This window comes from Pseudomonas sp. PDM28 (assembly GCF_019219115.1).
Taxonomy (GTDB): domain Bacteria; phylum Pseudomonadota; class Gammaproteobacteria; order Pseudomonadales; family Pseudomonadaceae; genus Aquipseudomonas; species Aquipseudomonas laurylsulfatiphila.
On sequence record NZ_JAHUWG010000005.1, the window covers coordinates 298,475 to 318,736 of the forward strand.

At 61.3% G+C, this 20,262-nt stretch carries 20 protein-coding genes; 7 read left to right on the forward strand and 13 right to left on the reverse strand.

The features are described 5' to 3' along the window. Positions 1–9 precede the first annotated feature (9 nt). The 8 genes from KW841_RS13355 to KW841_RS29690 all read right to left on the reverse strand — a co-directional run bounded on the left by KW841_RS13355 (position 10) and on the right by KW841_RS29690 (position 9,366). Entirely contained in the window at positions 10–1,128 is a 1,119-nt protein-coding gene (locus KW841_RS13355) for a succinylglutamate desuccinylase/aspartoacylase family protein (RefSeq protein ID WP_218476691.1), read from the reverse strand. Between the two features lie 26 nt (positions 1,129–1,154). Further along, positions 1,155–1,865 (reverse strand): ABC transporter permease, encoded by a 711-nt coding sequence (locus KW841_RS13360; protein ID WP_007971647.1) that lies wholly within the window; start codon positions 1,863–1,865, stop codon positions 1,155–1,157. Beyond that, entirely contained in the window at positions 1,862–2,590 is a 729-nt protein-coding gene (locus KW841_RS13365) for an ABC transporter permease (protein WP_007971646.1), read from the reverse strand. Before KW841_RS13365 ends, KW841_RS13360 begins: the two co-directional genes overlap by 4 nt. A 56-nt stretch (positions 2,591–2,646) precedes the next feature. Next, entirely contained in the window at positions 2,647–3,429 is a 783-nt protein-coding gene (locus KW841_RS13370; protein WP_007971645.1) for a transporter substrate-binding domain-containing protein, read from the reverse strand. Between the two features lie 225 nt (positions 3,430–3,654). Beyond that, positions 3,655–5,325 (reverse strand): ATP-dependent DNA ligase, encoded by a 1,671-nt coding sequence (locus tag KW841_RS13375; RefSeq protein WP_218476693.1) that lies wholly within the window; start codon positions 5,323–5,325, stop codon positions 3,655–3,657. After that, complete coding sequence (locus KW841_RS13380) at positions 5,322–6,356, reverse strand: ligase-associated DNA damage response exonuclease (RefSeq protein WP_218476695.1); 1,035 nt, start codon at positions 6,354–6,356, stop codon at positions 5,322–5,324. The genes KW841_RS13375 and KW841_RS13380 overlap by 4 nt, the downstream gene beginning before the upstream one ends. A 202-nt stretch (positions 6,357–6,558) precedes the next feature. Beyond that, the gene (locus tag KW841_RS13385; protein ID WP_218476697.1) at positions 6,559–9,009 is read right to left on the reverse strand and encodes a penicillin acylase family protein; all 2,451 of its coding nucleotides are present in this window, start codon (positions 9,007–9,009) and stop codon (positions 6,559–6,561) included. 96 nt (positions 9,010–9,105) lie between these two features. After that, positions 9,106–9,366, reverse strand: coding sequence for a hypothetical protein (locus tag KW841_RS29690; protein ID WP_256357834.1), 261 nt, complete (start codon positions 9,364–9,366; stop codon positions 9,106–9,108). Between KW841_RS29690 and KW841_RS13390 the strand changes: the two genes are divergently transcribed. Further along, positions 9,295–9,801 (forward strand): cysteine hydrolase family protein, encoded by a 507-nt coding sequence (locus tag KW841_RS13390; protein ID WP_371319510.1) that lies wholly within the window; start codon positions 9,295–9,297, stop codon positions 9,799–9,801. The genes KW841_RS29690 and KW841_RS13390 overlap by 72 nt on opposite strands. Positions 9,802–10,011: 210 nt before the next feature. Here KW841_RS13390 and KW841_RS13395 read toward each other — a convergent pair whose 3' ends face one another. The 4 genes from KW841_RS13395 to KW841_RS13410 all read right to left on the reverse strand — a co-directional run bounded on the left by KW841_RS13395 (position 10,012) and on the right by KW841_RS13410 (position 11,773). Further along, a complete protein-coding gene (locus KW841_RS13395; protein WP_007955014.1) occupies positions 10,012–10,218 on the reverse strand; it encodes an SEC-C metal-binding domain-containing protein in 207 nt (68 codons plus the stop codon). After that, a complete protein-coding gene (locus KW841_RS13400; protein WP_218476702.1) occupies positions 10,215–10,709 on the reverse strand; it encodes an LEA type 2 family protein in 495 nt (164 codons plus the stop codon). Before KW841_RS13400 ends, KW841_RS13395 begins: the two co-directional genes overlap by 4 nt. 75 nt (positions 10,710–10,784) lie before the next feature. Then, complete coding sequence (locus tag KW841_RS13405) at positions 10,785–11,273, reverse strand: YchJ family protein (RefSeq protein WP_218476713.1); 489 nt, start codon at positions 11,271–11,273, stop codon at positions 10,785–10,787. A gap of 2 nt (positions 11,274–11,275) precedes the next feature. After that, a complete protein-coding gene (locus KW841_RS13410; protein WP_007971634.1) occupies positions 11,276–11,773 on the reverse strand; it encodes a DUF6231 family protein in 498 nt (165 codons plus the stop codon). Positions 11,774–11,962: 189 nt separating this feature from the next. On the opposite strand from KW841_RS13410, the gene KW841_RS13415 reads away from it, so the two are divergent. From KW841_RS13415 to KW841_RS13430, 4 genes are all read left to right on the forward strand, one after another. Further along, positions 11,963–12,652: an OmpA family protein gene (locus tag KW841_RS13415; RefSeq protein WP_102702555.1), complete on the forward strand. Its 690-nt coding sequence runs from the start codon at positions 11,963–11,965 to the stop codon at positions 12,650–12,652. 91 nt (positions 12,653–12,743) lie between these two features. Then, positions 12,744–13,451, forward strand: coding sequence for an OmpA family protein (locus KW841_RS13420; RefSeq protein WP_218476716.1), 708 nt, complete (start codon positions 12,744–12,746; stop codon positions 13,449–13,451). 148 nt (positions 13,452–13,599) lie between these two features. Then, complete coding sequence (locus KW841_RS13425) at positions 13,600–13,878, forward strand: DUF1145 domain-containing protein (RefSeq protein ID WP_007971627.1); 279 nt, start codon at positions 13,600–13,602, stop codon at positions 13,876–13,878. Continuing rightward, positions 13,871–14,629 (forward strand): collagen-like protein, encoded by a 759-nt coding sequence (locus KW841_RS13430; protein WP_218476719.1) that lies wholly within the window; start codon positions 13,871–13,873, stop codon positions 14,627–14,629. Before KW841_RS13425 ends, KW841_RS13430 begins: the two co-directional genes overlap by 8 nt. Positions 14,630–14,818: 189 nt before the next feature. Here KW841_RS13430 and KW841_RS13435 read toward each other — a convergent pair whose 3' ends face one another. After that, positions 14,819–15,283, reverse strand: coding sequence for a CopD family protein (locus KW841_RS13435; RefSeq protein ID WP_102702551.1), 465 nt, complete (start codon positions 15,281–15,283; stop codon positions 14,819–14,821). Between the two features lie 99 nt (positions 15,284–15,382). Between KW841_RS13435 and dinG the strand changes: the two genes are divergently transcribed. After that, positions 15,383–17,527 carry an ATP-dependent DNA helicase DinG gene (gene dinG, locus KW841_RS13440; protein WP_218476730.1) on the forward strand — a complete coding sequence of 715 codons (2,145 nt, stop codon included), beginning with the start codon at positions 15,383–15,385 and terminating at the stop codon, positions 17,525–17,527. 96 nt (positions 17,528–17,623) lie between these two features. Then, positions 17,624–20,125 (forward strand): beta-galactosidase, encoded by a 2,502-nt coding sequence (locus KW841_RS13445; protein ID WP_218476733.1) that lies wholly within the window; start codon positions 17,624–17,626, stop codon positions 20,123–20,125. Positions 20,126–20,262 lie beyond the last annotated feature (137 nt).

The window sequence follows — 20,262 nt, forward strand, 5'->3', positions numbered from 1 at the left end:
CGTGCATCCTCAAGGCGAAAGTAGATAGCCGCTGCGATAGGCTTCGGTGCCCGCGACGTGGGCGATCACCATGCCGGCAGTGGCCATGCGGCGCAGCGAACGGGCGTACATCAGCCCGGCGGCGCAGCAGTGGACGGGAGTGACGCGATCGTTGATCGGATCAATGACTTCGGCGATCAGTTGCCCGGCTTCCAGGTATTGCCCCGGCAGCGCGGTGAACACCAGCAGCCCGCCGGCAGGCGTGGCTACCGGTTCCACACCGGCCAGCGGGGTCGCCGGATAGGGCAGGTCGGGCAGGGGCGCGGATTCGCCGGCGATCGCGCCGTAATGGATCAGGTAATCGATCAGTGCCTGGCAATCGCGGCTCGCCAGCGGATGATTGACGTCGCCCTGACCGCGCAATTCGACGGTCACCGAAAAACTGCCCGGTGGAATGTCGAAGTATTCGCCGAAGCGCTCTTTCAACTGCCACCACAGCAGGGTGAAGCATTCATCGAACGACTGACCGCCAGAATCCGTCGCCAGCAGGCTGGCTTCGGCGCCGATGTAACGGGCCAGCGGCTCGACCTGCGGCCAGGCATCCGGGGTGGTGTACAGATGCGCGACCGCTTCGAAGTCGCAATGCAGGTCGAGCACCATGTCGGCGTCGCAGGCCAGTCGTTGCAGGGTCAGTCGCTGGGATTGCAGTTGGGTGTCGGCAGTCTGCCGGGCCAGCGCTTCGCGCAGGCTGCTGCGGATCAGTTGCTGGTTGCGCTGCGGATCGTCACCGAGCTTGCCCTCGATCGCGTTGCCGACTTCTTCACTGAGGTCGACGAACCAGCGGTTGAAGTTCTGGCCGCTTTCCAGCTCGTAGCGGCCCAGCGGCACATCCATCACTACCTGTTCCAGGCCCACCGGGTTGGCGATGGGCACGAGCACGATTTCGCTGCGCAGGCGACCGGCGGCTTCCAGCTCTGCCAGGCGTTGCTTGAGGTGCCAGGCCACCAGCATGCCGGGCATTTCGTCGGCGTGCAGGGAGGCCTGGATGTAGATCTTGCCGTTGGCCGGATGTGGGCCGAAGTGAAAACTGTGGATCTGTCGTGCGGTCCCCGGCAGCGGGGCCAGCAGGTCATGTTTCTGGTGGCGCATCTGTTGTTCCTGAAGCAGGTTGAGACCTAGTGGGTCGGCCCGAGGAAGGCCAGCCATCGGCGTTCGGCAAGGCGGAACAGGCCGACCAGCGCAAAAGTGACGGTCAGGTAGATCAGCGCGGCTATGCCGAACGACTGGAAGGTCAGGAATGTCGCCGAGTTGGCGTCCCGCGCGACTTTCAGGATGTCCGGGATGGTCGCGGTGAAGGCCACGGTGGTCGAGTGCAGCATCAGAATCACTTCGTTGCTGTAGTACGGCAACGAGCGACGCAGGGCCGACGGCATGATCACGTAGGCATACAGCTTCCAGCCTGTCAGGCCGTAAGCCTTGGCTGCTTCCACTTCACCATGGGCCATGCTGCGGATTGCCCCGGCGAAAATCTCCGTGGTGTAGGCGCAGGTGTTCAGGGCGAAGGCCAGGATCGTGCAGTTCATCGCATCGCGAAAGAATGCGTCCAGTACCGGCTGGGCGCGAATGGCGGCCAGGCTGTAGATCCCCGTGTAACAGATCAACAACTGGATGTAGAGCGGCGTACCACGGAACAGGTAGGTATAGAACTGCACCGGCCAACGGATGTAAAAGTGCGGCGATACACGGGCGATGGACAGCGGGATCGACACGAGAAAACCGAAGAAGATCGACGCGCTGAGCAGCCACATGGTCATGGCCAGGCCGGTGATGTTGTTGCCGTCGCTATAGAGGAAAGGTTTCCAGTATTCCTGCAGAAGTTCGATCATCGTACGGCCTCCCGGGTACCGGCGGAGTAACGACGCTCAAGCCAGCGCAAAATGAAGTTGGAGGCGCTGGTGATCACCAGGTAGATCAATGCGGCAAGCACCAGGAAGTAAAACAGCTGATAGGTGCTTTTACCGGCGTCCTGGGCAGCCTTGACCAGGTCGGCAAGGCCGATGATCGACACCAGGGCGGTGGCCTTGAGCATCACCATCCAGTTGTTGCCGATCCCCGGCAGGGCATAACGCATCATCTGCGGAAACACCACGATCCAGAAACGCTGGCCGCGCTTGAGGCCATAGGCGGTGGCCGCTTCGACCTGGCCCCGCGGGACGGCGAGGATCGCACCACGGAAGGTTTCGGTGAAATACGCCCCGTAGATGAAGCCCAGGGTGATGACCCCGGCACTGAACGGGTTGATCTCGATGTATTCCCATTCCATGTAATCGGTAAAGGAGGTCAGCCAGGTTTGCAGGCTGTAGAAGATCAACAGCATCAGGACCAGGTCCGGAACGCCGCGAATGAGGGTGGTGTAGAGCTGGGCAGGCACGCGCATCAGTTTGACTTTTGACAGCTTGGCGCTGGCCCCGAGCAGCCCGAGCAACACGGCCACCAACAGCGACAACGCCGACAACTTGATCGTCATCCAGGTGCCTTGCATCAGCAGCGGACCGAAGCCCTTGAGGCTGAAGGCAGAGAGCCCCAGATTTTCTAATAGGTTTTCGAACATAAATCAGCAACCTGATCGGATGAAAAAAGCGCCCATCGCGAGATGGGCGCCGGGCATTATTTGCCGCTGTACAGATTCAGATCGCCAAAGTGTTTCTTCTGAATGGTGGCGTAGGTGCCATCATCGTGTAACGCTTTGATACCTTTATCCAAAAGTGCTTTCAGCTCGGTGTTACCTTTCTTAATGCCGATGGCTGTCTTGGCTGGCAGCAAAGCGTTGTCGACCGGCTTGCTGACGTCGTAGTCGGCGCCCTGTGGCGACTTCAGGAAGCCCAGTTCGGCTTGCAGCATGTCCTGGATCCCTGCATCGAGACGACCGGAAGTCAAATCGGCGTAGACCTGATCCTGGTTGGCGTAGGCCTGGGTTTTCACGCCGGCCTTGTCCAGAACGGCTTTGGCATAGGCTTCCTGAATGGTGCCTTGTTCGTAGCCGACGGTCTTGCCCTTGAGCGAGGCGACGTCTTCAGTCACGCCAGAACCTTTCTTGAACACGTAGGCGGTTGGGCCGGAGAACAGCTCGCTGGAGAAGTCGATGACTTTTTCACGGGCTTCGGTAACGGTCATCGACGAGATCACGCCGTCGAATTTGTTGGCTTTGAGGCCAGGGATCATGCCATCGAAGTCACTTTCGACCCACTTGCACTTGACCTTCAGTTCAGCGCAGATCGCGTTCCCCAGATCGATGTCGAAGCCTACCAGGCTGCCATCGGCCGCTTTCGACTCGAACGGTGCGTAGGAAGGGTCAACGCCGAAACGCAGTTCTTTGTATTCTTTCGCCATGGCGGAGCCAGCAGCCATGCACAATGCCAGTGCAGAAAGGGTCAGCAATGCTTTTTTCATTATTCAATCCCTAAAACCAATATGAGCGCTCGTGGCGCAGAATTATTGTTACTGGAAAGCGTAAGACCTGTTGAAAGTAGCAATTTCCGAACCAGAGTGCCGAACAAGCGTTTTAAAAGGTGTCTGGAAATAGCCGGAGACAGATTTATGCACGAAAACGGGCGCAGGGAAATGGCCGCACCAGTTCGACTCAAAAAGAAAAATATTTGAGGATGGATAGAGGGGTTAGCTGAGCAGATTTTGCAGGGTCGTCAAACTGTCGGCTTCGTCGACCGGCTTATCCTTGCGCCAACGCAACATACGCGGAAAGCGCACGGCAATGCCACTCTTGTGGCGACGGGAGAGGGCGATTCCCTCAAAACCCAATTCAAACACCAGGCTGGGCTGGACGCTGCTCACGGGGCCGAATTTTTCCACAGTGGTCTTGCGCACGATGCTGTCGACCTGGCGGATTTCGTCATCGCTGAGCCCTGAATAAGCTTTGGCAATCGGCACCAGGGTGCGTTCACTGGCCTCTGGCGGGCCGTCCCAGACGGCGAACGTATAGTCGCTGTAGAGACTGGCCCGACGCCCTTGCCCCCGTTGCGCATAGATCAGCACGGCATCAACGCTGAACGGGTCGACTTTCCATTTCCACCACACGCCCATGTCCCTGGTCCGGCCGACGCCGTACAGGGTATCGCGCGGCTTGAGCATCAGGCCTTCGACACCGAGGGCGCGGGATGCCTCGCGCTGGCGGGCGAGGTCGAGCCAGGTGTCGCCGGTCAACAAAGGCGAGAGGCGCAACCGTGGGTTGGCGCAGTCACTGGCAACCCGTTCCAGTTGTGCACGACGCTCGGCCTGAGGTCGGTTGCGCCAGTCTTCTCCCTGCCATTCGAGCAAATCGAAGGCGAGTAGCACTACCGGCACTTCATCGAGGATTTTCCGGTCAAGGGTCTTGCGACCGATTCGTTGTTGCAGGAGGGCGAAAGGTTGCACTGCGGGTTCAAAAGCCTTTTCGGCGCCGGTTGGCGCAGACTTCCAGGCGACGATCTCGCCGTCGATCACTGTCCCGTCGGGAAGGCCCGGAATCAAACTGTCCAGTTCAGGGAAGCGTTCGGTGACCAACTCTTCACCCCGCGACCAGATCCACAGTCGCCCGCTGCGCTTGATCACCTGGGCGCGAATGCCATCCCATTTCCATTCCACCTGCCAGTGCCGTGCAGGACCGAGCAACACCGCGAATTGTTCCACGGGCGACGACAAGGCATGGGCGAGAAAAAACGGGTAGGGCTGGCCGCCACGCTGGGCATGCTCATCCGGGGATTCGGCGGCGATCAGTTTCAGGTAGCTGGCGGCGCTGGGACGGTGGGCCTGATCGGTGTAGCCCACCAACCGCTGCGCCACGCGTTTGCTGTCGAGACCGGCCATGGTTGCCAGGGCGCGGGTGACCAGTAATTTGGACACCCCGACGCGAAAGCTGCCGGTGATCAGTTTGATGCAGACCATCAGGCTTACCCGATCCAGTTGCGCCCACAGCTGCGGTAGCCTTTGCGCGAGGGATTGCGGTGTTTCGCCGCGCAGTGGCAGCAGCTTGTCCTCCACCCACGTGGCCAGCCCGTCGGTTGAACGGTGCGGCGCTTGCGGCAAGACCAGCGAAATGGTTTCCGCGAGGTCACCGACGGCCTGGTAACTCTCTTCGAACAGCCATTGCGGCAAACCGGAAAGCGCCACCGCGAGTTCGCGCAGTACCCGCACAGGTACCAATTGCCGGGGACGTCCTCCCGACAGAAAGTACACCGCCCATGCGGCATCTTCCGGTGCAGCCTCGGCGAAGTAGTTTTGCATCGCCGCCAGTTTCGCATTGTTCGATGTCGAGGCGTCGAGCCTGGCATACAGCTCAGCGAATGCTTTCATGGCAGCACCTCGGCGAGTTCGGCCTCGGCGAGGGCGGGGTCTTCTTCGTCTTCACCGTATCGGGTATCGAACGCCATGGCATCAAGCCCCTGCTCGCGCAGATAGCGTACCAGTGCGCCGCTCGATCCATGGGTCACCATGACTCGTTCGGCACCGGTCTGTTCGATGGCCCACAGCAAACCTGGCCAGTCGGCGTGGTCGGACAGGACGAAACCTCGGTCTACACCGAGCCGCCGACGTGTTCCGCGCAAACGCATCCAGCCACTGGCGAAACCATCGCTGTAATCGATAAAGCGACGCATCCAGCTGCTGTTCGCCGCCGAAGGCGGCACGAGCACCAGCGCCTTGCGCATCATCGGGTCGCTCTTTTTGATGTCGGCGGCATCCATCGTGGGCGGTAAATGAACCCCCGCTTCGCGGTAGATCCGGTTGATGGGTTGCACGGCGCCATGCACGAGAATGGGGCCCAGTCGTGCGTCGATGCCATGGAGAATGCGCTGGGCCTTGCCGAGAGAATGACAGAACAGCACGCTGGTTTTTTCGACAGCCGCGTTGGCTTGCCACCATTGATTGATCTCGGCAAACACCTGTAGCTGAGGTTGCCAGCGGTAGATCGGCAGGCCAAAGGTCGACTCGGTGATGAAGGTGTCGCAGCGTACCGGTTCAAACGCTGCACAAGTGCCGTCGGGCTCGGTCTTGTAGTCCCCGGAGGCCACCCAGACTTCTCCACCGTATTCCAGTCGTACCTGTGCCGAGCCGAGTACGTGGCCGGCGGGATGAAAACTGAGGAACACGCCGTGATGCAGCAGGCGTTCGCCGTAGCGCAGGGTTTGCAGGTTGATGTCCTGGCCCAGTCGCACGCGCAAAATGGCCTCGCCGGGCGCTGCCGCCAGGTAGTGCAGATTGCCGGCGCGAGCATGGTCACCGTGGGCGTGGGTAATCACGGCACGTTCGACCGGTCGCCACGGATCGATATAGAAGTCGCCGGCGGGGCAGTACAAACCTTCGGGACGCGAGATAACAAGGTCCATGGCGTTGCCAGAGTGAGAGGACTTGTTAGTTATGAGGTTGGCGCGGGGCGAGAAGTTCTATCGGGCTTATGGGCGGATGAAATACGAGTGTGGGAGCGGGCTTGCTCGCGAAGACGATTGAACAATCAACACTTTTTTTGAATGTTCAATCGCCTTCGTCGGAACGCCGCCCGGAGCAAGCCCGCTCCCACAGGGATCAGCGTTACTTGCCGGGTGTCAGCGTCAGTCGATTCTTGCCATAGGCGTTGTCGAAGTTCTGCGGCTGCATCGGCAGGCTCATGTACTGGCCCTTGAGCCAGGGTTCGATGCTGTTGAGGTAGTTCGCACTGGCCGGATTGCCGGACTGACCGGTACCGTTCTGCGCCATCAGCGGTTCGGACTGGCCGAAGTCGACGATAAAGCGCATGGCGGGCGCCAGCGTGGTGTTGAAGTCCTGGCCCCAGGCGAACGCGGCGGTGTTGAGTGTGGTGTGATCGCCACCGGCCGGCAGTGGACCGCGTACTGTCTGGCCGCTGCTGTTCTTCCACTCATAGCGGTGCAGTTTGCCCCACTGCCAGGCCTTGTGATCGCCACCCAACTGACTGTCGCCGGCGCTGATCGCTGCGGCGAGGCTGCGCGCGAGGATCGCCGGTTTGTCTTCTTTCTGCGCGGTGCGCACGTCATCCCAGAACGGGCTGTCCTCACGCCCGAGCAAGTGATCGGCCTGGGCCGCGTAGGACAACTTGCCATCGGCGACAAAGGCCTTCCACGCCGGGCTGCTTTCCGGGCCCAGTTCATCGAGGAAGATCTGCCGGGTGCTTTCCTGCAGGAACAGTTCGTAGATGGCCGCATCGGTGGACGTCGGGCTGAGCTTGCCATCGAACGCCATCAAGCGGCTGTAGGCTTCGTGTGCCTTGGCGCGATCGGCCGCCGGCAAGGCGTCGATGGCTTGTTTGAGTGGCTGGGCCATGCCCGGCGCTTCGAACATTTTCTTCAGCTTGGCCGCGAAGGTCGTGGTCTGGTCGTACTGCATGGCGATCAGGCTGCGGCTGTCGTGTTTGCCGGCGCCGGCCAGTTCGGCCAAGCGCTCGCCGCGCTCCGGTGCGGCCCAGGAGTTGGACAACTGCATGCCGTAGCCATGAGGAATGACCCGCTGGTTGGCGGTGCCGAGCCAGCCTTGGGCCGGGTCCTGGTCGTACGGGTGCAACATCGGGTCGGCATAACCGTCCCAGTCGTAGCGACCTTCCCAACCCGGCGAGGGCAGCAGGCCTTCGCCTTCGCGGCGGTTCGGGTAGCGGCCGGTGACTTGCCAGCCGATGTGGTTCGCGTCGGCAAACACCAGGTTCAGTGCGATGGCGCGGATTTCGCGACTGGCATCCGACGCCCTCTCGGCGCTCTGGGCGCGGGACAGGTCGAAGAACGCGTCCAGGGACTTGTCGTCGGTGAAGTTCGGCATCTGCAAGGCCAGGCCGAAACCATTGGCCAGCGTGGTGCCCTGGGCGCTGTTGAGCAGCGGGCCATGGCGGGTTTCGTACACCGCCTCGCGAATCGGCCGCTGGCCTTTGACGAAATAGGTTTCGTTGCGCACGATCGCCGGCTGCCACTTCCCGGCGTTTTCGTAGGTAAGCCCGTTGCCCTGGCGCTTGATCTTCTCCAGGAACAGGTCCTGGTTGTCGCCCATCACCGACGCCATGCTCCACGCCACTTTACCGTTGAAACCACCAAGCACCATCGGCAGGCCCGGGATGGTCACGCCGGACGCCTGATACTTCGGTGCGCGAATCTGCACGTAACTGAACAATGAAGGCACGCCCAGCGGGCCATGACTGTCACTGGCCAACAGGCTCTTGCCGCTGCGGCTGCGTTGCGCGGCGATGGCCCAGTTGTTCGACGAGGTGGCGCCCAGCAGGTTCAGGTCCGACAGTTGTCCCGTGGCTTTGCTGAGTTCGGCCAGACCCGGTACTTGCCCGTTGAGCTTGAGGCCCTGGAGCTTTTCGCTCTCGGCGACCGGCAGTTTTTCGTCGGGGGCGGACGGCGTCAGCCACGCCAGTTTGTCGGTGGTGACGGTCTGGGCCAGTACCAGCGAGGAAATTTCTTCCGGCAGATTGGTCGACTGGCTGAAGTTCAGCAGGCAGAAAATCAGCGCCGAATCTTCCGGCTGCCAGTATTCAGGCTGGTAGCCGGTGGCCGCGAGGTCCGCCGGCAGTTTGTCGCGATAGCGGAACAGGTAGGCGTTCACGCCCCGCGCATAGACTTCGAAGAAACGCTTGAGGCGCGGCGAAGAGGCCTTGTACAACTCGCCGGCACTTTTCTTCAAGTTGACCGCCCGCATGTAACGGTCGGCATCCAGCAGGTCCGCACCGTGCATCTCGGCCAATCGGCCCTGGGCCAACAGGCGCAGGGTGACCATCTGCGTGATTCGGTCGCTGGCATGCACGTAACCGAGGGTGAACAGCGCGTCGTGGAAGCTGTTGCTTTCAATCAGCGGCATACCCATGGCATTGCGGCGCACCGAAACGTTCTGCGCCAGGCCCTTGAGCGGTTGCACGCCGGAGGTCGGCGGGAGGGTGTCCTGGGCATTGAAGTTCTGACAACCGGTCAGGCTCAAGACGCCCGCCACTGCTGCGGCAACGCCGAACCGGGGTAGAAAATGAGTAAGGGCTGGCGAGGCCATGGCAAAGCTCCTGCGGGGGGTAGAGGCGGTGGGGCGCAATAAAGGCGCTACGTTAGTGAGCAGGCGATGGCCGCGCAAGCGGGGTAAGAGGTTATTTCAGGATTTGTCAAAGATCGGCGTATCTTCGTAGGAGCTGCCGAAGGCTGCGATCTTTTGACTCCCAAGGGTGGCTTGCCAGCCGTAACCCGTGATGTTGAAGTGCGACACAATCAACAATCCTGGAGAAAAGTCGGCATGGAGCTCAAGGCAAACGCGGCACTGATCATCATCGATCAACAAAAAGGCATCCTTCACCCCAGGCTTGGCCGCAGGAATAATCCCCATGCCGAAGAGCGCATGCTGGAATTGCTCGCTCATTGGCGCCGCACCGCTCGGCCGGTAATCAATGTGCAGCACCTGTCCCGCTCGGAGGACTCGGTGTTCTGGCCGCAGCAGTCGGGAGTGGAGTTTCAGGAGCGATTCGCGCCAATGGCCGGTGAACGCTTGATCCAGAAGCAGGTGCCGGATGCGTTCTGTGCAACGGGTCTGGAGACGCAGTTGCGCGAGGCGGGGATCGGGCAGTTGATCATCGTGGGCGTCGCGACCCACAACTCGGTGGAGTCCACGGCGCGCACCGCGGGCAACCTGGGATTTGATACCTGGGTGGCCGAGGATGCGTGCTTTACGTTCGACAAGGCTGATTTTTTCGGCCATGCCCATAGCGCCGAAGAGGTGCATGCGATGTCGCTGGGGAATCTGCACGGCGAGTATGCGACGGTGGTCAGCAGTGCGCAGATCCTGTCGGCCGACTAAGTATCTGTCCAATCACTGTGGGAGCGAGCTTGCTCGCGATGGCGTCAGGTCTGTCGACCTCTATGTTGAATGTGATACTGCAATCGCGAGCAAGCTCGCTCCCACATGGGATCTGCATTCACAGGACCGTTGTCTGGCGCAGATCGAATGTAGGAGCGAGCCTGCTCGCGATGGCGATTCAATTGGCGAAATCGATATCCGCCCGAATCATCAAGCGCCGTGGCACTTCTTGAATTTCTTGCCGTTGCCGCATGGGCACGGATCGTTGCGGCCGACGTCTTTCAGTGCATTGCGCACCGGTTCCTGGTGAGCGTGGCCACAGTTCGGGCCGTGGACATGGCCGTGGTCGTGATCATGGTGGTGATGGTCATGATCGTGGTTGCAGTCAGGGCCGTGGACATGGGGTTGCTGGGTCATCGGTGTTGCTCCGGAATTAAATCGGCGGCGATTATCACGCCATTGCGCGCCAGGTGCACGTAGTGGGCGATGAATATACCGGTTTCCAGTTCACCTTCCAGACGATAGGGAATGGGTTGGTCGGATTTTTTCAGCAGTTTGGCCAGATCCCGGACCTTGGACCACAGGTTGGTGCGGATCGGCACCTTGAAGTAGGCACTGTGCCTGGGGCTGATGGTGAACCAGTGTTCGTACTCGCCGTCGGCCAGCAGTATGTCACCCAGGTGAACGCGGTACTCCAGGCTGCGCACCGTCAGGTCGCTGTCGTTGGGGTTGTCGATGCGAAAATGCAGGAGGAATTTCTGCTCCAGCAGTTTGGCGCTGACCACCTCGACCTTCACCAGATGGACCTCGGGGTCCGGCAGGTCGTCGTCGAACCACGACGCACAGCCGCCAAGTCCCAGTGTCAGGAACAAGGTGAGCAGACAGTATGCGTAGCGGCGGATGATCATTGTGGTGTTTCTCCCTTGAGTCCCAGTCTAGACCCAAAGGATCGCAGCCTTCGACAGCTCCTGCGTGGTGGACCGTCATTCCATGGACTGGCTGCTGAAGTAACCCGCACAACATTTCTTGAACTTCTGTCCACTGGCACACGGGCAGGGGTCATTGCGCCCGAGTTTGAGTTGCACGGTCGGGTCGATGAAATACCAGCGCCCGGTGTTCTGTACGAACGATGAGCGCTCTCGATGACTGTGCTCGCCACTGCTGTCGTGCCACCGCGCGGTGAAGGTCACGAAAGCGTGTTCAGGCTGGCCACCCAGCACTTCGGAGCTTTCCACCTCAAGGCCCAGCCAGGTACTTTGCGCGCTCCAGTCGCTGATCGATTGACGGTCCAGGCCGGCCTGTTGGGCGGGCAGGGTGGTGGCCACCAGATAGTCGACCAACCCCAGCACGTAGGCGCTGTAGCGCGAGCGCATCAAGGCTTCGGCGCATGGCGCCGGGTGTCCGGCATGGTAGTGACCGCAGCAGGCGTCAAGCAGGGTGCCGCTGCCGCAAGGGCAAATGGATGTACTCATCGCTACCACCAGTATTTCCCAAAGTTTTCCGGATTGGCCCAGAAACGCGAATTGAGCCAGTCGGGGACTTGTTTGTATTCAAGCAGATCATAGGTAAACAGGGTCAAGACCTGTTCGTCCCGTTGAAAGCGTTCGCTGGCTTGCAGGGCCAGGGAGAAAAAGTCGGTTTCCTGCCAGCCACAGGCCGGCAGGTCCGCCAGCACGGCGATGCGGCTGGCGTTGAGGTTGCGGATGCCGCCCAACAGGTTCAGGCCGTCGCGCTTGGGCAAATGCTCCAGGCAATCGACCACCAGGGCCAGGTCGAATCGGCGGGCCGCCAACTCGTCGGGCAATGGGCCTGGGGCCGCGAAAGCAACGCAACTGTCCGGGTGCGCGAGTTTGAATGCTTCCAGTGCCGGGAATTCGCTGGCGCCGATCAACAACAGGCGCGCGGGGGCATATCGGTCAAGTAAAGCGGCCAGTGCCTGCTGCGGCGTGCGTGAAGAAATACCTGCAATCATCGAAGATCCTCAATCAGATCTGCCAAGACTAGCCTGCCCGGCCGTTCGGGCCTAGAGCGGCTTGACGACAAATGCGCCAAGCTGCCCTCAATGCCTGAATAAACAGCATGGCCTATTGCTGGCGGAGTTTAATACTCGGGTCTTTACTACCTGAATCGGTTCTAAGCCGATCCTTCAGGAGAAAACTAGATGAGCATAGTTCGGACAGCATTACCCTTGGTTCTGCTAACCAGTGTGTTGACTGGTTGCGCAGGTTTGCAGAAAACCGACTGGCCGACCTGTGCGGCGGTTGGTGGTGTCGTGGGTGCGGGCCTCGGTGCGACCGAAAGCTCGGCATGGGCAGGGTATGGTGCTCTGCTCGTCGGCGGTACGGCAGCGGCTTATTGCTGGGTGCACGGTGATGGCGACGAAGACGGCGACGGTGTGCCGGATAGTCGCGACAAGTGCCCGGGCACGCCTAAAGGTGTTCAGGTCGATGCCAACGGTTGCCCACCACCAGCACCTGTGGTTGAAGAAGTGGTTGTGGTCAAGGAAGAAACCATCGTCATCCGCGATGTTCACTTCCAGTTTGATAAAGCCACGCTTACCTCGTCCGATAAACAGGTCCTCGACAAGATTGCCACTCGCCTGAAAGCTGAAGCCCCGACTGCTCAACTGACCGTAACCGGTCATACCGACAGCGTGGGCAGCGACGCCTACAACCAGAAACTGTCGGATAAACGCGCCCACTCGGTGGTTGAATACCTCATCGAGCAAGGCGTACCTCGCAGCAACTTCGTGTCGGTGGTCGGTGCCGGTGAAAGCCAGCCGGTTGCGGACAACAAAACCGCTGACGGTCGTGCACAGAACCGTCGTACGGAAATCAAAATCCAGCGTTGACTCCCCCTCGCATCCGCGCCTTGTGCAGTCGCGGATGCGGGTCTTTACTCCTGTGTAACCGGTATGGGCCGGTGACACAGGAGCTTTCAATATGATCGTTCTCACAAGGACCGTCTTGCCGGTTCTGCTACTTGGCAGCCTCTTGACCGGCTGCGCGACCCACAGCGATGGCACTGCCCCCCTCAATCAACGTACCTGGCCAATCTGCAGCCTCATTGGCGGCCTGGTCGGCGGTGGCCTGGGCGCGATCGAGAGTGGCGCCTGGGCCGCAGGTGGTGCGGCGCTGGGTATCTTGTCCGGCGGCTTGATCTGCTATGCCCAGGATGGCGACGAAGATGGCGACGGCGTTTTCGACCGGCGCGACCGTTGCGCTGATACTCCCGCCAATACCCCGGTCGACCATCGCGGTTGCCCGGTGCCGCAGTACCCGGACCGCGTCCAGACCGAGCCTGCGCAAACCCAAGTCATTACGCTGAGCGATGTGCTGTTTGTCTTCAATCAATCCGACCTGACCCCGACGGCCAAGAGTGAACTGGATGCGTTGATGAGCCAGTTCGAGGATGCCGATGTGGTCAGCATCAAGGTGGTCGGCCATACCGACAACGTCGGTTCGGATGCCTATAACCAGGCCTTGTCGGAGCGACGCGCCAGCAGCGTGGCGGAATACCTGATCAGCCAGGGTGTGGCGCCGAACAAAGTCACCAGCGAAGGCAAGGGCGAAAGTCAGCCGATTGCCGACAATGATACGGACGAAGGACGTGCAAAAAACCGTCGCGTAGAGCTGCATATAAACCGCTGAGCCAAGAGATAGAGCCGTCGAGCGACAGTTGTGAGCGCTGCGACGGCCGTTCGGCGGCCTTCATGAAGAATTTTCCATTGCCCTCTGGCTTATCCCGCGCGGAAGCCGTTACTGTGCGCCCAAACAATAATTCTCATCGGGGGAGCGTATGAAAGTCTTATGGGGGCTGGGGCGGTTATTGACCCTGCTGTTCTGGTTGGTGGTGCTGGTCAACCAGCTCACGCCATTTGTCTTTCCGCTGCACCCGTTGGTCAATCTGGCCGGCGGCCTGCTGGGGTTCATCCACCTTTTGGAAGCACTGTTGTGCTATCGCAGCCTGCGAGGTCGCGCCCATCCCTGGCTTGACCGCCTGAGGATCGTCATTTTCGGTGTATTCCACCTGCAAACCATTCCAGCCCCCAGCGCTTCGAAGGCTTCCCATGCGTAAACTCTGTCTGCTCGCCGCACTCATCAGTCCATTGGCCAGCGCACAGGTGGTGAGTGTCGAACCCAACTCGCTGATGCGTTTGCCCAACACCGCCAGCACCCTGCAACTGGAGCGCCTGGAAGTGGCCGATTACGGCACCTTGCTGATTCCTTCGAACGTCACCGAAGTCACCGTGGGTGAGTTGCATTTGGGGCGTGAAGCGCGCATCGCCATTGTGCCGGGAGAGCAGGCGCTGGCGCTGAAGGTCCGTCGCGCTGATTTGTCCGAAGGCAGCCAGATCACCGCGCGGGGCGCGCCCGGAACCTATCAGAAAGCCGCCCGCTCCGGGCGCAATCTTGATTTGCAGATCAAGACACTGAATGCACCACAATTGTTGGTGGACGCACGAGGCGGCGCAGGCGCACCGGGATTTGTCGGCCTGGATGGCGCCAACGGTCAGGACCCTGGCTGCACCTGGGGCCAGGCCGGTCGTGGTGCCGATGGCAGTGATGGCAGCAATGGTCAACCAGGCGCGCCGGGTGCGTTGGTCAGGCTGGCAGTGCCGCACGACTTTCCGGCAGACCGGATCAAGGTGCAGGTGGCTGGCGGAGCCGGTGGCCTGGCCGGCCCGGGCGGCAAGCCGGGGGCGGGCGGCAAGGCCAAGGGCTGCCTGGTCTACAAGGCCGATGGCGGCAAGAGCGGTAAACCTGGCGCCGACGGGCAGCCGGGGTCTGAAGGCGCCGCGGGTTCAGTGACCGTGCAGCGGTTGTAAGAAACGCCGAGAGCCCGTGGCGAGGGAGCTTGTCTGTGGTGAGGGGGCTTGCCCCCGTTCGGCGGCGAAGCCGTCGCAAACCGGGCACCGCATACCTTCAGGGAAGTTGCGGATACCGTATCAGGGTCGCTTCGCGACCCAGCGGGAGCAAGCTCCCTCGCCACAACAGCATCTCCGGCCACAGGTACTTCAAAACATCGGCCGAGCCGCCGCAATCGCCACCACAGCCAACCCCACCAACAGATTGATCCCCACCAACCGGCGAATCCGCCCCAGCACACCGGCACCCGCCGGCCAATCCTGTTCGGCCACGGCGGTGCGCAGCTCCGGCAGCATCAGCGCCTGAATGCGGATAAACAGCGCGGTCATCACCACATACAGGCCCATCATCACTTGCACATAGCGCGGAGCGGCTTCAAAGCCGTTGAAGTGCATATGCAGCATGCCCACGCCGCTGACCGGCAACAGCACCACCGCCACCCAGACCCAGCGGAAAAAACCTTGAAACACTTCTACCCACAACTTCAGCCGGGCAGGGCCTTCAAGTGCCGTGATCGCGGCGGGGCGCAGGACCATCCAGGCGAAAAACATGCCGCCGACCCAGACCAGGGCCGCCAGTACATGCAGGCTATATATGAGGCTAAAAGGTGTCATTCGGGTACTCCGTTCTGCGCAGGATTCATTAGCGGGGTATGATAGCCGTCGATCCGAACCACTGAAAATTTATCCAGCGTTTTTTGCGCCCGACAATCCATGATCAGCACCGAACTCAAAACCACGATCCAGGGCGCCTACTCGCGTTTTCTCGAAGCCAAGAGCCTCAAGCCGCGCTACGGCCAACGCCTGATGATCGCCGAAATCGCCAAGGTCCTGGGTGACATCGACACCGACGACGAAGGCCGGCGCAGCGGCGACCCCGCGATTGTCGCGGTGGAAGCCGGCACCGGTACCGGCAAGACCGTGGCCTACAGCCTGGCGGCGATCCCCACGGCCAAGGCCGCCGGCAAGCGCCTGGTGATCGCCACGGCCACCGTGGCCCTGCAGGAGCAGATCGTCTACAAGGACTTGCCCGACCTGATGCGCAACAGCGGGCTGAACTTCAGCTTCGCCCTTGCCAAGGGGCGCGGGCGCTACATGTGCCTGTCCAAACTCGACATGTTGCTCCAGGAAGGCCACGCGCAGACTGCCACCGCGCAACTGTTCGAAGAAGAAGGCTTCAAGATCGAGGTCGACGAGGCCAGCCAGAAGCTGTTCACCAGCATGATCGAGAAGCTCGCCGGCAATAAGTGGGACGGCGACCGCGACAGTTGGTCCACCGCCCTGGAAGACGCCGACTGGGCGCGCCTGACCACCGATCACAGCCAGTGCACCAACCGTCATTGCCCGAACTTCGGTCAGTGCGCTTTCTACAAGGCCCGCGAAGGCATGGGCAAGGTCGACGTGATCGTCACCAACCACGACATGGTCCTGGCTGACCTGGCCCTGGGTGGCGGTGCCGTACTGCCGGACCCGCGCGACACGATCTACGTGTTCGACGAAGGCCATCACCTGCCGGACAAGGCCATCGGCCACTTCGCCCATTACACGCGCTTGCGCTCCACTGCCGACTGGCTGGAAACCACCGCCAAGAACCTCACCAAATTGCTGGCCCAACACCCGTTGCCGGGCGACCTGGGCAAGTTGATCGAGCAGGTGCCGGAGCTGGCGCGGGAGATCAAGACCCAGCAGCAGTTCATGTTCACCGCGTGCGAGCAGATTGCCGACTTCAAACCCGGCGAAGACGTCGAAGGCCGCGAGCGCCCGCGTCACCGATTCGTCGGCGGGGTGATTCCCGAGCACATGCGTGAAATGGGCGTCGAACTGAAGAAAGGCTTCGCACGGCTGACCGACTTGTTCACCCGCCTGACCGACCTGCTCAAGGAAGGCATGGACGGCGAGGTCAACATTGGCATCGCCAGCAACCAGGCTGAAGAGTGGTACCCGCTGTTCGGCAGCCTGCTGTCGCGCTCTTCCGGCAACTGGGAGCTGTGGACCGCCTTCACCGTCGAAGACCCGGAAGACAACCCGCCCATGGCTCGCTGGCTGACCCTGGCCGAAAGCGGTTCGCTGTTCGACATCGAGGTCAACGCCAGTCCCATCCTCGCGGCGGAAATGCTCCGGCGCAACCTGTGGAACGTGGCGTATGGCTGCCTGGTGACGTCGGCGACCTTGACCGCCCTCGGTACCTTCGACCGCTTCCGCATGCGCGCCGGGCTGCCGAAAAAAGCCGTGACGGCGGTGGTGCCGAGCCCCTTCCATCATGCCGACGCCGGTGTGCTGCGGGTGCCGAACCTGAACGCCGATCCCCGTGATGCAGCGGCACATACCGCCGCGATCATTCGTGATCTGCCGGAACTGGTCGAGGGCTCGCGGGGCACGCTGGTGCTGTTTTCCTCGCGCAAACAGATGCAGGACGTGTTCGATGGCCTGGACCGCGACTGGCGCAAGCAAGTGTTCATTCAGGGCAACCTGTCGAAGCAGGAAACCCTGAACAAGCACAAGGCACGGGTCGACGGCGGGGACTCCAGCGTACTGTTCGGCCTGGCCAGCTTTGCCGAAGGGGTCGACTTGCCCGGTGCCTATTGCGAGCACGTGGTCATTGCCAAGATTCCATTCTCGGTACCCGATGATCCCGTCGAAGCGGCGCTGTCGGAATGGATCGAAGCCCGTGGCGGCAATCCGTTCATGGAAATCTCCGTACCGGACGCCTCGCTGAAACTGGTCCAGGCCTGTGGTCGCTTGCTGCGCACCGAAGAAGACCGCGGCACCATCACCTTGCTCGACCGGCGCCTGGTGACCCAGCGCTATGGCAAAGCCATCCTCAACGCGTTGCCGCCGTTCCGTCGAGAAATTTCCTGAAGCACCGGTGGGCAGTTTTGCCCGCCGCGTTGTCTATCTCTCTGCCACCGCTTTTTCACTGGCCCATTGAAGGTCGTTAGGGAGAATTTCGTTCTCATGATTTGCCGTTCGTTGCCTGCCGTATTTGCCCTGTTGTTCGCAACACCGCTGTTGGCGGCACCTGCCAGCCAGCAGACGCTGTTCAACTTTGTGCGTCCCGCCGACGTGGTCCAGGTGGCGACACAGGACGCCAGCCTGCCGCAATCCAACGCCGAGCAAACCCCTGAAGGCGAAGTGCTGCGCCGGGTGACCTTCAACCCGGTCGCCCGGCCGACGTTGCGCCTGACCCCGCAAACCGGTGCCTGGGACTGGTCGCAGTCGGGCGTCATGAGCCTGCGGATCCAGAGCGCGATGAACTGGGCCTTGACCCTGTACGTGACCATCCAGAGCAATGACGGCAAGACCCTGGTCAGTCGCGTCGATCTGCCGGCCGGACCGGCGCAAACCCTGTTGGTGCCGCTGCAAGCGACATCGCCGCTGAACCAGGGCATGAAGGCCGGCCCGCCGATGCCGATGACCGTTGAGGGCCAGCGTGTGTTGCTGGCCAGCAGCGCCGGTGAGCTGGATCGCAGCCAGGTGGTGTCCGTGACGTTGTCGATGGACCAGCCCAAAGCCGCGCAAAGCATCCTGCTGGAGCGCTTTGGTGTGCAGGACAGTGAGTCGGTCAGCCAGGCCGTGTATGGCGGGTTGGTGGATGCGTACGGCCAGTCGACCCGGGCCAGATGGCCGGAAAAAGTCAGCAACGACGAGCAGCTCAAAAGCGCCGCCGCCAAGGAACAGCAACAACTGAAAACCTGGCTGGCTGAGCGCGAGAAGTCCCCGCTGGACAAGTTCGGTGGTTTGAGCAAAGGCCCGTCCTTCAAGGCCAGTGGCTTTTTTCGCACCGAGAAGCGCAACGGTCGCTGGTATCTGGTGACGCCTGAAGGACACCCGTTCTATTCCCTCGGGGTCAATACCCTGGCCCCGGATGTCAACCAGACCTATGTGGCCGGTCGCGAGTGGATGTTCGAGTCCCTGCCCAAGGCTGACGAGGCGCTGGCCAGCCACTACGGCGAAGGCGACAACCGTGGCGGCAACGGTGCCGATCAAGGGCGCGGCTACAATGCCGGGCGCTGGTACGACTTCTACGGTGCCAACCTGCAACGCCTGTATGGCGATCCTTGCGCGTTGGGCAGCGACACCAAAGCGGGCGTCGCTGCGGCGGCCAAGGCGGATGCGGTTGAAGCGACAGCGACCAAGGCTGCGGAGCAACCCGTCGCTCCTGCAACCGCGGAGTCTGGCGTCGCCGAAGCCGCCAAGACTGAAGCGACGCTGGCAACAGCGGCAGAGCCAACAACTGTCGAGCCGTGCAAAGCGTTGTTCGACGAGCAACGCTGGGCCAGTCACACCCTTGATCGCCTGCAGGCCTGGGGCTTCAACACCATCGGCAACTGGAGCGCCCCGGTACTGGGCAACGCCGATCGCGTGCCATACACCTTGCCGCTGTCGATCGTCGGCGACTACGCCAGCATCAGCACCGGTACCGACTGGTGGGGCGGCATGCCCGACCCGTTCGACCCGCGTTTTGCCATGGCCACCGAGCGTGCAGTGGCGATTGCCGCCCGCGACCATCGTGACGATCCGTGGCTGATTGGTTACTACGCCGACAACGAACTGGCCTGGGCCGGTCCCGGGGATGATCCGAAAGCCCGTTATGCCCTGGCCTACGGCACCTTGAAAATGACCACCGATGTGCCGGCCAAACGTGCATTCCTCAAGCAACTGCGGGACAAGTACCGCAATCAGGCGGGCCTGTCGAAAGCCTGGGGCATTGATCTGCCCGCCTGGGAATTGATGGAGGATCCGGGATTCGTACCACCGCTCCCGAGTGCCGAGCACCCGGAAATCGAAGCCGACTTCAAATACTTCCAGAAGGTCTTCGCCGACACTTACTTCAAGACCATCTCCGACTCTCTGAAGTGGCACGCGCCAAACCAGCTGCTGCTCGGTGGCCGTTTCGCCATCAGCACGCCGGAAGCCGTGGAGTCCTGCGCCCAGTATTGCGACGTGCTGAGCTTCAACATGTACACCCTGCAACCCCAGGATGGTTACGACTTCGCCAAGTTGCGCAGTCTCGACAAACCGGTGCTGATCACCGAGTTCAATGTCGGTTCGGCTGATCGAGGGCCGTTCTGGGGCGGCGTCACGCCGTTGGCGAAAGAGGAAGACCGAGGTCCGGCGTATGCCAACTTCCTCAAGCAGGCAATGAGCGAGCCGTCGATTGTTGGCGTGCATTGGTTCCAGTACCTCGATCAACCGGTCACCGGGCGTCTGCTTGATGGTGAAAACGGTCACTTCGGGTTGGTGGGTATCACGGATCTGCCGTTCCAGGGCTTTGTCGACAGCGTGCGCAAGAGCAACCTGGCGACGGTCGAACAATTGGGCAAAGAAGCCGGGAAGGCTGCGGCCGCCGCCGACAAAGCCAGCCACGACGCCGAGGGTGGTCGCAAGGCCGAGGCCGGCAAGGGGCCGGGGAAGGGCGCCGAACATGCAGGCGGGCATTCGGGGAAGGGCCATTAATCTCTGACACCTGAAAAAGATCGCAGCCTTCGGCAGCTCCTACAGGGGGTACGCCTTGCCACTGTAGGAGCTGCCGAAGGCTGCGATCTTTTGATCTTGAATGGACCGCCCAGCCCGACCCTGTTCCCAAAACCCTC